At 63.8% G+C, this 13293-nt stretch carries 13 protein-coding genes; 7 read left to right on the forward strand and 6 right to left on the reverse strand.

Annotated features, from left to right (window positions below):
• The first annotated feature begins 96 nt into the window (after nucleotides 1-96).
• Both AC04SI_RS01720 and AC04SI_RS01725 read left to right on the forward strand, forming a co-directional pair.
• Nucleotides 97-738 (forward strand): DUF47 domain-containing protein, encoded by a 642-nt coding sequence (locus AC04SI_RS01720; RefSeq protein ID WP_258605024.1) that lies wholly within the window; start codon nucleotides 97-99, stop codon nucleotides 736-738.
• A gap of 3 nt (nucleotides 739-741) precedes the next feature.
• A complete protein-coding gene (locus tag AC04SI_RS01725; RefSeq protein ID WP_404275147.1) occupies nucleotides 742-1746 on the forward strand; it encodes an inorganic phosphate transporter in 1005 nt (334 codons plus the stop codon).
• A 20-nt stretch (nucleotides 1747-1766) separates the two neighbouring features.
• Here AC04SI_RS01725 and AC04SI_RS01730 read toward each other — a convergent pair whose 3' ends face one another.
• On the reverse strand, nucleotides 1767-2144 hold the full coding sequence (locus tag AC04SI_RS01730) for a VOC family protein (protein WP_404275149.1): 378 nt from the start codon (nucleotides 2142-2144) through the stop codon (nucleotides 1767-1769).
• Nucleotides 2145-2342: 198 nt separating this feature from the next.
• Here AC04SI_RS01730 and AC04SI_RS01735 point away from each other — a divergent pair, with 198 nt between their 5' ends.
• Nucleotides 2343-3509 carry an Mrp/NBP35 family ATP-binding protein gene (locus AC04SI_RS01735; RefSeq protein ID WP_404275151.1) on the forward strand — a complete coding sequence of 389 codons (1167 nt, stop codon included), beginning with the start codon at nucleotides 2343-2345 and terminating at the stop codon, nucleotides 3507-3509.
• A 12-nt stretch (nucleotides 3510-3521) separates the two neighbouring features.
• Here the strand turns inward: AC04SI_RS01735 and AC04SI_RS01740 are convergent, their stop codons facing one another.
• Complete coding sequence (locus tag AC04SI_RS01740; protein ID WP_404275152.1) at nucleotides 3522-3971, reverse strand: SRPBCC family protein; 450 nt, start codon at nucleotides 3969-3971, stop codon at nucleotides 3522-3524.
• Nucleotides 3972-4120: 149 nt separating this feature from the next.
• On the opposite strand from AC04SI_RS01740, the gene AC04SI_RS01745 reads away from it, so the two are divergent.
• On the forward strand, nucleotides 4121-5926 hold the full coding sequence (locus AC04SI_RS01745) for an IlvD/Edd family dehydratase (RefSeq protein ID WP_404275154.1): 1806 nt from the start codon (nucleotides 4121-4123) through the stop codon (nucleotides 5924-5926).
• Nucleotides 5927-6046: 120 nt separating this feature from the next.
• Here the strand turns inward: AC04SI_RS01745 and AC04SI_RS01750 are convergent, their stop codons facing one another.
• Nucleotides 6047-6466, reverse strand: a complete 420-nt coding sequence (locus tag AC04SI_RS01750; RefSeq protein WP_404275156.1) for a GFA family protein — start codon at nucleotides 6464-6466, stop codon at nucleotides 6047-6049.
• A gap of 161 nt (nucleotides 6467-6627) precedes the next feature.
• Between AC04SI_RS01750 and AC04SI_RS01755 the strand changes: the two genes are divergently transcribed.
• The gene (locus tag AC04SI_RS01755; RefSeq protein WP_404275158.1) at nucleotides 6628-7026 is read left to right on the forward strand and encodes a hypothetical protein; all 399 of its coding nucleotides are present in this window, start codon (nucleotides 6628-6630) and stop codon (nucleotides 7024-7026) included.
• Between the two features lie 21 nt (nucleotides 7027-7047).
• Here AC04SI_RS01755 and AC04SI_RS01760 read toward each other — a convergent pair whose 3' ends face one another.
• Both AC04SI_RS01760 and pdxR read right to left on the reverse strand, forming a co-directional pair.
• Nucleotides 7048-8637, reverse strand: coding sequence for a trimethylamine methyltransferase family protein (locus tag AC04SI_RS01760; RefSeq protein ID WP_404275160.1), 1590 nt, complete (start codon nucleotides 8635-8637; stop codon nucleotides 7048-7050).
• A gap of 198 nt (nucleotides 8638-8835) precedes the next feature.
• A complete protein-coding gene (gene pdxR, locus AC04SI_RS01765; RefSeq protein WP_404275162.1) occupies nucleotides 8836-10329 on the reverse strand; it encodes a MocR-like pyridoxine biosynthesis transcription factor PdxR in 1494 nt (497 codons plus the stop codon).
• 252 nt (nucleotides 10330-10581) lie between these two features.
• On the opposite strand from pdxR, the gene pgi reads away from it, so the two are divergent.
• Together pgi and AC04SI_RS01775 are read left to right on the forward strand one after the other, a co-directional pair.
• Nucleotides 10582-12225 carry a glucose-6-phosphate isomerase gene (pgi, locus tag AC04SI_RS01770; protein ID WP_488473833.1) on the forward strand — a complete coding sequence of 548 codons (1644 nt, stop codon included), beginning with the start codon at nucleotides 10582-10584 and terminating at the stop codon, nucleotides 12223-12225.
• A 5-nt stretch (nucleotides 12226-12230) separates the two neighbouring features.
• Nucleotides 12231-12953, forward strand: a complete 723-nt coding sequence (locus tag AC04SI_RS01775; protein WP_120012245.1) for an HAD family hydrolase — start codon at nucleotides 12231-12233, stop codon at nucleotides 12951-12953.
• Nucleotides 12954-12970: 17 nt separating this feature from the next.
• Here AC04SI_RS01775 and AC04SI_RS01780 read toward each other — a convergent pair whose 3' ends face one another.
• Nucleotides 12971-13204: a hypothetical protein gene (locus AC04SI_RS01780; RefSeq protein WP_488473834.1), complete on the reverse strand. Its 234-nt coding sequence runs from the start codon at nucleotides 13202-13204 to the stop codon at nucleotides 12971-12973.
• Between the last annotated feature and the right edge of the window lie 89 nt (nucleotides 13205-13293).

Below are 13293 nucleotides of genomic sequence, written 5' to 3' on the forward strand. Positions count from 1 at the left end.
GGTATGCGCAACTGCTGCGCATCCACATCTTTCAGCCGGCTTACTGTTTCCAGCGGCGATATGCGGCGCTATGTGGATGAAACTGGGAGATCAACCATGCTAGGCTGGTTCCGCAAGCTGCTGCCGCGCGAAGATCGTTTCTTCGACCTGTTCGAACGACATTCCCGCACCGTGGTTGGCGGCGCCGAGGCACTGGAGCAGCTTCTGCAGGGCAAGGACATCGATCGCTGGTGTCAGAAGATCATCGATCTTGAAGACGAGGCCGATCATATCACAGCGGAAGTCCTGCTGGCGGTGCGGCGCTCCTTCATCACGCCTTTCGATCGCGGCGACATCAAAGACCTGATCCAGTCGATGGATGATGCCATCGACATGATGCACAAGACCGTCAAGACGGTGAAGCTGTTCGAAAGGAAGGAATTCGACCCGCTGATGCAGGAGATGGGCGGCGTCATCGTCGATACGGCCAAGCTGGTCGCCGAGGCGATCCCGCTGCTCAGCAAGGTCGGAGCGCACACGGTGCGCCTCAACGCCATCGCCGAAGAGGTCATGCGTGCGGAAGGCCGGGCCGACGATCTGCACGAGCAGGGGCTGAAGGACCTGTTCAAGCGGCATGGCCGCAGCGATCCGATGGCTTACCTGATCGGCAGCGAGATCTACGGCCAGCTGGAAAAGGTTGTCGACCGTTTCGAGGACGTCGCCAACGAGATCAGCGGCATCGTCATCGAGAATGTATAGGCGATGGAAGTCACCATTGCCTTCCCCGTGCTGGTCGGCCTCGTCGCGGTCGCGCTGTTCTTCGACTTTCTCAACGGCCTGCACGATGCCGCCAACTCCATCGCCACCATCGTCTCGACCCGCGTGCTGAGGCCGCAATATGCGGTGCTGTGGGCGGCCTTCTTCAACTTCATCGCCTTCATGTTCTTCGGCCTTCATGTCGCCGAAACTGTGGGAAAGGGCATCGTCGACGTCGGCATCGTCACGCCGGCAGTGATCTTCGCAGCGCTCGTCGGCGCCATCGTCTGGAACATTGTCACCTGGATTGTCGGCATCCCTTCGAGCAGCTCGCATGCGCTGATCGGCGGGCTGGTCGGCGCCGGCGTTGCCAAGGCAGGCATCGGCGCCATCGTCTGGAGCGGGCTGGGCAAGACCACGGCCGCCATCGTCCTGTCGCCGGCGACCGGGTTTGTTCTGGCGCTTGTCCTGGTCCTTGTCGTTTCATGGCTGTTCGTGCGCCAGACGCCGTTCGCCGTGGACAGCACCTTCCGCGTCATGCAATTCGTTTCCGCCTCGCTTTATTCGCTCGGGCACGGCGGCAATGACGCCCAGAAAACCATGGGCATCATTGCCGTGCTGCTCTATTCGCAAGGCATGCTTGGCGCGAATTTCTACGTACCGCTGTGGGTCGTCCTCACCTGTCAGTCGGCTCTGGCGCTGGGCACATTGTTCGGCGGCTGGCGTATCGTCCACACCATGGGCTCGAAGATCACCCGGCTGAACCCGATGCAGGGCTTCTGCGCCGAGACCGGCGGCGCCATCACCCTGTTTGCCGCCACATGGCTCGGCATTCCCGTTTCGACCACGCATACCATTACCGGCGCAATCATCGGCGTCGGCGCCGCCCGTCGCGTCTCGGCGGTGCGCTGGGGCATTGCCGGCAACATCGTCATCGCCTGGATCGTCACTTTGCCGGCGACTGCGGCGATTTCGGCACTCACCTATTTTGTCACCGGCCTGGCGCGCTGACGCGCAGCGAACGCCGGAGTCTATTTGTCCACCAGATTCAGGATGTTGCCGTCCGGGTCCTTGAACCAGGCGACCTTCATGCCGTAGCCGACATGGATATCGCCTTCGAGCGAAAGGCCGGGCATCTCATAGTGCTCGAAGGCGACGCCTTTCGATTTCAGCGTTTTGACGACGGCGCCGATCTCGTCGCCGACCGTCCAGGTCACCGCCGTCGCCTTGTTGGTTCCGGCGAATTCGGAATGATAGACATTGATGACGGTGTCGCCGCTTTTGTACACGACCAGTTCGTCGCCCATGTCGTCCACCTGTTTGAGGCCCAGCGTCCCTTCGTAAAAGGCTTTTGCCTTCGCCAGGTCCTTCACCGCGAGATTGGCCGTTGCGTTGCTGTTTGCGAGCATGATCCGTCTCCTTCCCTTGATGTCGTGCTCATGCTGCTCCTTCAGATAGGTCGCGCCGGATGGTTGGCGACCGTCGATCAGGCAAATCCGACAGCTTCCGTCGTTTTCCGGGGCACACCAGGCCGGCCGTTGCTCCACGGCTTGGTTCTGTCCGGAAACTGCACTATCTCAGGCGCGAGCTTGCATAAGGAAGATCTGATGTCCGTTACCAAGGAAATCGTCATCGAGCGCCTGAAGACGGTCAACGGGCCGGACTTCACCGGCAATATCGTCGACCTCGGCATGGTTTCCGAGATTTTCATCGCCGATGGCAAAGTGTTCTTCTCGATCACCGTTCCCGCTGCCCGCGCGCAGGAAATGGAGCCGCTGCGCGCCGCTGCCGAGCGGGTGGTCAAGGCGATCCCCGGCGTTGCCGGCGCCATCGTCGCGCTGACCGCCGAGAAAAAAGGCGGTGGCATGGAGGCTCCGGTTCCGCCGCGTCCCGCACCACGGCTGGCGCCGGCAGCACCCGCGCGGCCCGCGCCGCAGGCGCCGGCCTCGCACAGCCACGGCAAGCGTGGCGTGCCCGGCATCGAGGCGATCATCGCCGTTGCCTCCGGCAAGGGCGGCGTCGGCAAGTCGACCACCGCCGTCAACCTGGCGCTTGGGCTGGCGGCCAACGGCCTGAAGGTGGGCGTGCTCGACGCCGACATTTACGGCCCGTCCATGCCAAGGCTGCTCAACATCCATGGCCGGCCGCAGACTGTCGACGGCAAGATCCTGAAACCGATGGAGAATTATGGCCTCAAGGTGATGTCGATGGGCTTCCTGGTCGACGAAGAGACGCCGATGATCTGGCGCGGGCCGATGGTGATGTCGGCGCTGACGCAGATGCTGCGCGAGGTCGAGTGGGGTCCGCTCGACGTGCTGGTCGTCGACATGCCGCCTGGTACCGGCGACGCCCAGCTGACCATGGCGCAGCAGGTGCCGCTGGCCGGCGCCGTCATCGTCTCGACGCCGCAGGACCTCGCCCTGATCGACGCGCGAAAAGGCCTCAACATGTTCAAGAAGGTTGACGTGCCGCTGCTCGGCATCGTCGAGAACATGAGCTACTTCCTCGCCCCCGACACCGGCAAGCGCTACGACATTTTCGGCCATGGCGGCGCCCGCCGCGAAGCCGAGCGCCTCGGCGTCACCTTCCTCGGCGAGGTGCCGCTCGAAATGGGCATCCGCGAAAGCTCGGATGCCGGCACGCCGGTGGTGGTCTCGAAGCCGGAGAGCGCCGAAGCGAAGATCTATCGGGATATCGCAGCTAAGGTATGGGACCGGGTCAATGAGGAACGCGGCGCGGCGGAAGCCGCGGTGCCAAGCATCGTGTTCGAGTAAGTCGGCCGCGGCTCAGCCGCCCACTTTCTCGCCAAAGCTCGAGAAAAACTGTCCCGCAAGCTTCTTCGACGTCGATTCGATCAACCGGCTGCCGAGCTGGGCGATCTTGCCGCCGACATCGGCCTTGGCAGCGTATTTGAGCACCGTCGTTTCCGGCCCGTCTGATGTCAGCGTCACGTCGGCGCCGCCCTTGGCGAAGCCGGCGATGCCGCCCTTGCCCTCGCCCTGGATCGTGTAGGAATGCGGCGGCTTGAGGTTTTTCAGCGTCACTTCGCCGTTGAACGTCGCCTTGATCGGGCCGATCTTCAGCACCACTGTCGCCGCCATCTCGGTGGCCGACTTCATTTCCAGGCTCTGGCAGCCGGGGATGGTGTCCTTGAGGATATCGGGGTCGTTCAATGCTTCCCACACTTTTTGCAGGGGTGCGGCGATGCGTTCCTCGCCTTCGATCACCAAAGCCATCAAAAACCTCCCGGAAAGATTGGCCCGAAGCCCTAGCGCAGGGGCGCTGTTGTGTCTATCGCACCAAAGTGTTGGTCCGGATCGCGCATGCCTCTTGCCTGCTTCCGCGCGTTGCCATATCGATTTGTCCTACAAATATGGAGACCATGATGGCCGGCGCCCCCACCAGAAAAAAGAAATTTCGCTCGCAGGAGTGGTTCGACAACCCCGATAACCCCGGCATGACGGCGCTTTATCTCGAGCGCTACCTGAACTACGGCCTGACGCGGGCCGAGCTGATGTCGGGCAAGCCGCTGATCGGCATCGCCCAGACCGGCTCGGATCTGTCGCCCTGCAACCGCCACCACATCGAACTGGCCAAGCGCGTGCGCGAAGGCATCGTCTCGATGGGCGGCATCCCCTTCGAGTTCCCGTGCCATCCGATCCAGGAGACCGGCAAGCGCCCGACAGCAGCCCTCGACCGCAATCTTGCCTATCTCGGCCTGGTCGAGGTGCTGTACGGCTATCCGCTCGACGGCGTCGTGCTCACCATCGGTTGCGACAAGACAACGCCCGCCATGCTGATGGCGGCGGCCACGGTCAACATTCCAGCGATCGCGCTGTCGGTCGGCCCGATGCTCAATGGCTGGCACAAGGGCAAGCGCACCGGCTCCGGCACCATCGTCTGGGAATCGCGCCAGCGCCTGTCGGCCGGCGAGATCGACTATGACGAGTTCATGGACATCGTCGCCTCCTCGGCGCCGTCCACCGGCTATTGCAACACCATGGGCACCGCCACCACCATGAACTCGCTGGCCGAGGCGCTTGGCATGCAATTGCCGGGTTCGGCCGCCATTCCGGCGCCCTACCGCGAGCGCGGCCAGATTTCCTACGAGACCGGAAGACGCATCGTCGAGATGGTGCATGAGGATCTGAAGCCGTCCGACATCATGACGCGGCAGGCCTTCGAGAACGCCATCGTCGTCAATTCCGCCATCGGCGGCTCGACCAACGCGCCGATCCATCTCAATGCCATCGCCCGCCATCTTGGCGTCCCGCTCGACAATGACGACTGGCAGACGGTCGGTCTCAATGTGCCGCTGATCGTCAATCTGCAGCCGACGGGCGAATATCTCGGCGAGGATTATCACCATGCCGGCGGCGTGCCGGCCGTGGTCGCCGAATTGCTGAAGGCCGGGCTGTTGCCGCATCCCGATGCCGTGACCGCCAACGGCAAGTCGATCGGCGACAATTGCAAGGGCGTGGCCAACGAGAATGCCGACGTCATCCGCACCGTCGCCAAGCCGCTCAAGGCCAATGCCGGCTTCATCAACCTGAAGGGCAATCTGTTCGATTCGGCGATCATGAAGACCAGCGGCATCTCGCCGGAATTCCGCGAGCGCTATCTCTCCAACCCGAAGGACCCGGAGGCCTTCGAGGGCAACGCCATGGTCTTCGACGGGCCGGAGGACTACCACGCCCGCATCGACGATCCGGCGCAAGGCATCGACGAGCACACCATCCTGTTCATGCGCGGCGCCGGCCCAATCGGCTATCCGGGCGGTGCCGAGGTCGTCAACATGCAGCCGCCGGCCTATCTGATCAAGAAGGGCATCCACGCGCTGGCCTGCATCGGCGACGGCCGCCAGTCGGGCACATCGGGCTCGCCGTCGATCCTCAACGCCTCACCCGAAGCGGCAATAGGCGGCGGTCTGGCGCTGCTCAAGACCGGCGACCGTGTTCGCATCGACCTGAACAAGGGCACCGCCAACATCCTCGTCAGCGACGAAGAGATCGCCACGCGGCGCGCGGCGCTGCAGAACAATGGCGGCTATCACTATCCGCAGCACCAGACGCCGTGGCAAGAGATCCAGCGCGGCATGGTCGACCAGTTTTCGGCCGGCATGGTGCTGAAGCCGGCGGTGAAATACCAGGATGTGGCGCACACCAGGGGTGTGCCGCGCGACAACCACTGAGCGGCACATCGCGGCGCTCGTGCAAGCGACAAAGGGCGGCTTGATCTGATCTGATCAAGCCGCCCTTTTTACACCTGACCCACGCCTGACGACGGCCTTCCTGGTTTGGTCCGGGACCGCTCACAAATATCCGGTGATCTCGGGCGGTTGGTCCTGCCGGTCGCGTTTGCCGTCCTCGTAGATGATCGGTGCGGCGGCGAGTTCCTCCTCGGGGACGTCGTCGAGGCAAGCGACATTCACCGCCCAGAAATTGCCGCCCATGAAATCGAGGTAGCCGCGGGAGAAGAAATTCGCGCCGCAGTTCGGGCACATATAATGGTTGATGTCGCCTTCCGGCCAGTTGGATGGGCTCGCCTTGTATTCCCGCATCCGGTCGCGGCCATCCGTTACGCGCAGCGCCTCGAAGGCCGTGAAGGATTTCCTGTAGCCGAGCTTCCAGCAGAAGCTGCAGTTGCATTTGCGGATGCCCTCGGCGAGGTCGAGATCGGCCTCGAAATGCACCGCGCCGCAATGGCAGCTGCCGTGATAGGTCTTCTTCATGGGTTCTCCTCGCAGAATGCACTGTCCCGTCGATGGCCGGCGAAGCCAGACTCATGTTTGCAGCTACGCCAGATAGGCTCCCGATCGCTCCTGGCAATCCGCCGCCATGTGCAATAGCGGCGCGCGGTGCCCATATTGTTTGAAAGCGGAACAGGATCATCATGACGAAACGGCGCTCTTCCCTTGGTTTCCTTGGAATGTTCGGCCGTTCGGGGGACCTCAGGGAGCTCGACGCGGCGCTGCGCGGTGCAGACCTTCATCCAGCCCTTGTTCCGGAGGGCGTGAAGCTCACCATCGTCAATCTGATGAAGGACCACTGGCCCGACGAGCCGCCGTCAGACGCTTATCGATCCATGGCGCAGCTTTTCGCCTACTGCATCGCCGGGCCGCAGACATTCGAGCAGGCCAATGGCACCGAGCGGCGGCTGGATGCGGAACGCCGGATCGAGGCGGCCCTCGAAGCCGGCGACAGCTTCGATGCGCAGATCGTGCTGATGGCGCTGCATGCCAAGCTGATCAGCGCCGAAGTGGTCGAGCATTACGGGCTGAGCGCCGACTGACCGGTTTCCGAGACAGGCGCCTCAACCGCCCATGCCGCCGCGCGGCAGCTTGATCATCTCGCCGAAGCGGGCGCGCAGTTTGTCGTCGACCAGCTTCGGCACGTGGCGCGGGAAGCGCTCGGCAAGCACGCGTTTCTTCTCGATGATCGCCCGCTGCAATATGTCGGGTCGGCCCTTTTCGTTCCACTCCTTCGGCGAGAAGCGATCGCCGACGGCTGGATAGAAATACTCTGTCTGCATCAGCCTGAGTGTCTGCTCGTTGCCGAGATAATGGCCCGGCCCCTTCAGACAGACATCGGCGATGGTATCGATCGACAGCGCCTCATCGGTCACCTCGATACCGCGCACGCAGCGCAGGCAGTGGCCCAGCATGTCATTGTCGATGATCAGGCTTTCCAGGCAGAAGCCGAGCAACGAGGCATGCATGCCGGCCGATTCGTAGACGAGGTTGAGTCCGGCCAGACCGGCCATCACGTCGGTGATGCCTTTTTCGTACCCAGACTGGATGTCGGGCAGTTTCGAATCCGTCATGCCGGCGGCCGAGCCGCCCGGCAGGTCGTAGAATTGCGCCATCTGCGCGCAGGCCGCGGTCAGCACCGCCTGCTCGGCGGAGCCGCCCGACATGGCGCCGGTCCGGAGATCGGAGACGAACGGCCAGGTGCCGAAGATCGCCGGGTGGCCGGGCTTAATGGCGTTGACATAGACGAGGCCGGCAAGCACCTCGGCCACCGCTTGCACCACCGCACCTGCGATCGCCGCCGGCGCCGTGGCACCGGCCTGGCCGGCCGACAAAAGCAGGATCGGGATGCCGCCTTCGACGCAGGCTTCGAGCACGCCGCAGGCGTCCTCGGCGAACTTCATCGGCGGCACGACGAAACAGTTCGAGTTCGACACGAATGGCCGGGCGCGGAAATTCTCCTCGCCACCGGCGATCGCGTAGAGCATCTCGAGCGCCGGCTGCACGTTCTCGCGCACCGTGAATGAGGTGCCGACATGCTTGGACGTTCCCATCACGCAGGCGTAGAGCGTGTTGAAGTCCATATCGAGCGGATCGGGAATGTCGCGCGGCACCATCGGCCGCTGGAAGAAGTGGATGTTGTCGAGCCCTTCGACGATGCGGGCGGCGTCATAGATGTCCTGCAAAAGCGACTCGCGGTATTCGCGCTTCTCGACATCGACCAGGTGCACGGCAGCACCCGCCGTTCCGTAGTGCACGCGCTTGCCCTTGATCAGCATGTCGTGCTTCGGGTCCTGGCCGTGCAGCGTGAAATGCCGCGCCGCCTTCTTGATCGTGTCCAGTACCAGCGCGCGCGGGAAGCGGATGCGCCCATCATCGCCGTAAGTGGCGCCAGCCTTGGTCAGCGCTTCGATGCAGGAGGGAATGGCGTTGGCGAAGCCGACCGTCTCCAGCAGCGTCAGCACCGCCTCGTGGATGCGCTCGCGATCGTTCTCGCTGAGCGGTCCATAACTGCCGCCCTCGAGGCCGGCGCGCACCGGCCTGATGTCGTCGGCGAGCGGTGCCGCCCGCATGGCGCGACGCGCTTCGCGCCCGCCTGAGCGCCGCGAACGCTGGTCGCTCGACGCTTCCTGCTTCTCAAGAGCCACTGACATGGAGGCACTCCACCTTTAGCTGCAAAGCAGGAGGCGGTGGTTGGTCCACCTTCGGCCTGCTTCGTCCCCTTTATAGCTCGACTATGCCGCCGGCATTGGCACAGCCTATGAGCCAGAGGGTTCCGTCGCATATGCCAGGGCGCTAAAAGAAAACGGGGCCGTTTCCGGCCCCGCTGTGAATTGGCTCCGAGCGGCCTGTCAGGCTGCCGCCGGCCTGCGGCCTGCCGCCGTCGCGAGTTCCCGAATGCCGGGCTCGATGTGCTGCAGCGCGATCGAGGAAATGCCCAAGCGCATGAAACGCGACGGCTTTTCGGTCCTGTCGAAGAAGCGGTCGCCGGGTTCGATGATGACGCTGCGCGAGGCGGCCGCCTCGGCCAGGCCGCGCGAATCGGTCCCGCGCGGCCCTTCGAGCCAGAGCGACGTGCCGCCGGCCGAGTCGGTCGAGCGCCATTCCGGCAGGAAGGCGGAAATCGCATGGACCAGACGCTTGCGCCGCTCGTCGAAGGCGGAGGATAGCCGCCGCACCAGCGCCTCGTGATGGCCGAGCGAGAGGAACAGCGCGACGGCGCGCTGGTTGTTCGCCGGCGGGTGCCGGAGCATGAAGCGGCGCAGCGCGCGAAGCTCGGCGATCAGCCCGGCCGACGCCACGATGTAGCCAAGCCGCAGACCAGGAGCCAGCGTCTTCGACATCGAGCCGACATAGACGACGCGGCCTGAGCGATCGAGGCTCTTCAGCGCCTGCTGCGGTGCTTCGTCGAGAAGCTGGCTGTCATAGCCGTCCTCGATGATGATCTGGTTGTGGCGGTTGGCGCGCGCCAGAAGGTCCTGCCGCCGCTCGGCCGACAGCGGCACCATGGTTGGGCAATGGTGGCTGGGCGTCACGAAGACAAAGCCGGAATCGTTGGGGATGGACGAGGTGACGATGCCGGACTGGTCGACCGGGACCGGCTGGATGTCGGCGCCCGCCAGCCGGAAGATCGAGCGGGCGTCCGGGTAGCCGGGATCTTCCATCGCCACCTTCGAGCCTTTGGTCATCAGCAGCGTAGCCAGCATGTAGAGCGCGTTCTGGGCGCCCAGCGTCACGATGATCTCGTCCGGATTGGCGAAGATGCCGCGCCGCGGCAACAGCCGGGCCTGGATCTGCTCGATCAGCAGCGGATCGTCGCGGTCGACCATGTCGGAGGCCCAGTTGCGGATCTCGAGTACGGCCAGCGCCATGCGGTTGCACTCGCGCCATTCGGCGGTCGGGAACAGTGCCGGGTCGAACTGGCCGTAGACGAAGGGGTAGGACGACTTGATCCAGTTGTCGTGCTTGGCCGGCGGCGGCATGTCGCTGGCGGCGATCTGCCGGCGCGCCTTCCAGTCGATCTCGTTGGCCTGGTCGGGCGCCTTCTGGTGCGGCTTGGCCGGCGTCGCCAGCACATCCGGGTTGACGAAATGGCCGCGCCGTTCGCGCGCCACCAGGAATCCCTGGTCGACCAGTTGCTGGAAAGCCAGCACCACCGTGCCGCGGGCGACGCCGAGTTTTTCGGCCAGGATGCGGCAGGACGGAAGCGGCATCGAAGCGGCAATCTGTCGGTCGAGGATGGCGGCGACGATCGCCTGACGGATCTGCGCCTGCAGGGTCTGCCCGGATTCCGCAGAAATCCGGAACAGGCCGGACCATATGGCCGTGTCGTTACGCTGTGGCATGGGAAATGTTCCTCGATGGCCAGCCTTTTTCGCTTGGCTGGACCAGCCGAACGTAACCGTGGCACAAGGGGTTGCGCCAATCAATTTTTCTAATCGCTGGGATTTATGCCAGTGATCCTTCACGTGATTTTGATGCTGCACTGCGTCACCGCCGCGCATTGAACCGGATGGAATTCGGCTCAATACATTGTCGCGACGACACGCGCCGGAAACATCCGGTCCTTAATGATGGCTCAGGTCTCGGAGTTTGCAGTGGATCAATCGTCCTTTCAAAAACAGTTCGCCGCGTTGCGCGATCATCGCACAGCCGCGTCCGCCAGCATGCGCGAAGCTTTCGCCGCCGATCCTAAGCGCTTCGAGACATTCTCCGCCACCGACGGCGACCTGTTGCTCGACTGGTCGAAATGCGCGGTCGACGCGAAGACGATGGACCTGCTGGAGAAATTGGCCGGGGCCGCCGATCTCGAGGGCCGCCGCGCTGCGATGTTCTCCGGCCAGAAGATCAACGTCACCGAGGGCCGCGCCGTGCTGCATACGGCGCTGCGCAACCTCAGCGGCAAGGGCGTGGTGCTCGACGGGCAAGATGTGAAGACGGAAGTCCTCGCCGTCCTCGACGCGATGGGCGCCTTTGCCGACGCCGTGCGCTCCGGCAAGGCGGCCGGCGCCACCGGCAAGAGGATCACCGACATCGTCAACATTGGCATTGGCGGTTCCGATCTCGGCCCGGCCATGGCGACCCTGGCGCTGGCGCCCTATCACGACGGGCCGCGCGCGCATTATGTCTCCAACATCGACGGCGCCCATATCCACGACACACTGAAGGGCTTGTCCGCCGAAACCACGCTGTTCATCATCGCCTCCAAGACCTTCACCACGGTCGAGACGATGACCAATGCCGAGACGGCCAGGAAGTGGGTGCAGAAGGCACTCGGCAAGGAAGCCGTCGGCAAGCATTTCGCCGCCGTCTCGACCGCACTCGACCTGGTGGCGAAGTTCGGCATCGAGGCCGACCGCGTCTTCGGCTTCTGGGATTGGGTCGGCGGCCGCTACTCGGTCTGGAGCGCCATCGGCCTACCGGTGATGATCGCCATCGGCCCGAAGAATTTCCGCGCCTTTCTCGACGGCGCACATGAGATGGACGAACACTTCCGCACCGCGCCGCTGCAAAAGAACCTGCCGGCGCTGATGGGGCTGATCGGCTGGTGGCACCGCGTCATCTGCAAATATCCGGCGCGCGCTGTCATCCCCTACGACCAGCGCCTGTCCAGGCTGCCGGCCTATCTGCAGCAACTCGACATGGAATCGAACGGCAAAGGCGTGACCCTTGATGGTAGCGCGGTCACCACGCCGACCGGCCCCCTGGTCTGGGGCGAGCCCGGCACCAATGGCCAGCACGCCTTCTTCCAGTTGCTGCATCAGGGCACCGACGTCATCCCGGTCGAATTCCTCGCCGCCGCCGTCGGCCACGAACCCGATCTCAAGCATCACCACGACCTGCTGCTCGCCAACTGCCTGGCGCAATCGGAAGCCCTCATGAAGGGCCGCACGCTGGAGGAAGCGCGCGCGCAGATGCTGGCCAAGGGCATGAAGCCGGCCGATGTCGACAAGATCGCGCCGCACCGTGTCTTCTCAGGCGATCGTCCCTCGGTGACCATCCTCTACAGGAAGCTCGACCCGCATACGTTCGGGCGGCTGATCGCGCTCTACGAGCATCGCGTCTTCGTCGAAGGCACGCTGTTCGACATCAATTCGTTCGACCAGTGGGGCGTCGAGCTCGGTAAGGAACTTGCGACCGGCCTGCTGCCTGTCGTGGAAAGCAAGGAGAATGCCGCAAAGCGGGACGCCTCGACTGCCGGACTGGTGGAACACATTCACCGCTTGCGCGGCCAGGAGTGAAAAGTTTGGCGGATATCAAGGGCATATTGTTCGACAAGGACGGCACGCTTGTCGACTTCAACGCGACATGGCTCGGCATTGCCGATTTCATGGCCATGGATGCCGCCGAAGGCGATCGCTGGAAGGCCGACAGGCTGCTGGCCGCTGCGGGCTTCGATTTCGTCAACAAGCGCTTCAAGCCGGATTCGATCTTCGCTTCCGGCTCGAACATGGATGTCGTCGAACTGTGGTTCCCGCGCCTGTCCGATGAGGACCAGATGCTTGCCGTCGCTCGCTTCAACGAGATCACCTCGGTCCAGGGCTCGGCCATGGCGGTGGAGCTGCCCGGAATCGTCGATTCGCTGAGGGCGCTTCACAAGAGATCCTACAGGCTCGGCGTCGCCACCAACGATTCGACCAGCGGCGCCGAAAAGACGCTGGTGACGCTCGGCGTCGCGCAGCTGTTCGACGCCGCCTATGGCTACGACTCTGTGGCAAGGCCGAAACCGGCGCCGGATACGATCCTCGCCTTTTGCGACCTGACGGGGCTCAGGCCGGCCGAGATCGCCATGGTCGGCGACAACCGCCACGACCTCGAAATGGCGCGGGCCGGCGGTTGCGGGCTGGCGGTCGGGGTGCTCTCCGGCACCGGCACGCGTGAATCGCTGTCGTCGATCGCCGACGTCGTCCTGGATTCGGTTGCCGACCTGCCCGGCTTTCTTTCGGCGCGGGTCAAGGAGACGGTCTGACCGGCAGGGCCTGGGGGTTACGGCTTCACAGGCGCCTCAACGGACCCAAACCGAAGTGATGAAAACTCGCTGCCGCGCAACCGATCAAGAAAGGCTGCAACGGCAGAGGCGTCACTGCCGGGCGGAAATACGACAAAGAGTTCCCATCCTTCCGGCGAGTCCATTTGCTTGCTCGGAAAGCCGCTCTTCGTCGTGAGGGCCTGCAACCGGTCCAGGTCGGCTTGCGGCCCGGTGGCGGTAATGCCGATCATTTGGGTGTTTGATGACGCTTGGACGGAAGGCGGGGCCATTCCCGCAATGGTAGGCATTGTACAAGCGCCCAGAACAGGTGCTGCGGCCA

The sequence above is a fragment of the Mesorhizobium sp. CNPSo 4689 genome (assembly GCF_057784325.1).

Coding starts and splice junctions, on each gene's coding strand:
- AC04SI_RS01720 (WP_258605024.1), top strand. CDS start 97: ATGCTAGGCTGGTTCCGCAAGCTGCTGCCGCGCGAAGATCGTTTCTTC.
- AC04SI_RS01725 (WP_404275147.1), top strand. CDS start 742: ATGGAAGTCACCATTGCCTTCCCCGTGCTGGTCGGCCTCGTCGCGGTC.
- AC04SI_RS01730 (WP_404275149.1), bottom strand. CDS start 2,144: ATGCTCGCAAACAGCAACGCAACGGCCAATCTCGCGGTGAAGGACCTG.
- AC04SI_RS01735 (WP_404275151.1), top strand. CDS start 2,343: ATGTCCGTTACCAAGGAAATCGTCATCGAGCGCCTGAAGACGGTCAAC.
- AC04SI_RS01740 (WP_404275152.1), bottom strand. CDS start 3,971: ATGGCTTTGGTGATCGAAGGCGAGGAACGCATCGCCGCACCCCTGCAA.
- AC04SI_RS01745 (WP_404275154.1), top strand. CDS start 4,121: ATGGCCGGCGCCCCCACCAGAAAAAAGAAATTTCGCTCGCAGGAGTGG.
- AC04SI_RS01750 (WP_404275156.1), bottom strand. CDS start 6,466: ATGAAGAAGACCTATCACGGCAGCTGCCATTGCGGCGCGGTGCATTTC.
- AC04SI_RS01755 (WP_404275158.1), top strand. CDS start 6,628: ATGACGAAACGGCGCTCTTCCCTTGGTTTCCTTGGAATGTTCGGCCGT.
- AC04SI_RS01760 (WP_404275160.1), bottom strand. CDS start 8,637: ATGTCAGTGGCTCTTGAGAAGCAGGAAGCGTCGAGCGACCAGCGTTCG.
- pdxR (WP_404275162.1), bottom strand. CDS start 10,329: ATGCCACAGCGTAACGACACGGCCATATGGTCCGGCCTGTTCCGGATT.
- AC04SI_RS01780 (WP_488473834.1), bottom strand. CDS start 13,204: ATGATCGGCATTACCGCCACCGGGCCGCAAGCCGACCTGGACCGGTTG.